This window comes from Agrobacterium sp. MCAB5 (genome assembly GCF_052114365.1).
Classification (GTDB): domain Bacteria; phylum Pseudomonadota; class Alphaproteobacteria; order Rhizobiales; family Rhizobiaceae; genus Agrobacterium; species Agrobacterium tumefaciens.
The window spans coordinates 1-447 of the sequence record NZ_JBFREP010000262.1 but is presented as its reverse complement, the minus strand read 5'-3'; the positions used below and the strand labels follow the sequence as shown (position 1 = coordinate 447).

Sequence of the window (447 nt, the reverse complement as noted above, 5' to 3'; positions counted from 1 at the left end):
TACTGGGACAAGACAACAGACCGGCTGATGTGGGACAAGGAGATCGAGACGCCCGTGAGCCTCATTGTCCACGGTGCTCGCGAAATCAGCAATTTCCTGCAGGAAGGGCAATATTTCTTCAGCGATATCCGACGTGATGGCGTTGCTCTCTACGAACTCGACGATAGGGAACTCGCCGAGCCGAAAAGCCTCACGGGGCAACAGGCATATGAGGTTGCCAAAAGGCATTTTTCGGCTCGCTCGAGCACTGCTGACTTCTTCGTTAAGCACGTCCTCTACGGGCTCAAAGATGGAGATTGGAAAGAGACAGCTTTCATGCTGCACCAATCCATAGAGCAGGCTTATTCCACTCTGCTTTTGACCCTCACCAACTACAGCCCTGCGAGCCATAATCTGAAATTTTTGCGAGGGCTGGCTGAAGGGCAGGATATCCGCCTTGCCGAGGCC

General features: G+C 53.5%; 1 protein-coding gene. It reads left to right on the top strand.

Features of this window, described 5'->3' with window-relative positions; translation table 11 throughout:
- Window positions 1–447: HEPN domain-containing protein (locus tag AB4Z23_RS28535; RefSeq protein WP_441361315.1), on the top strand; the 447-nt coding region annotated here is incomplete at both ends.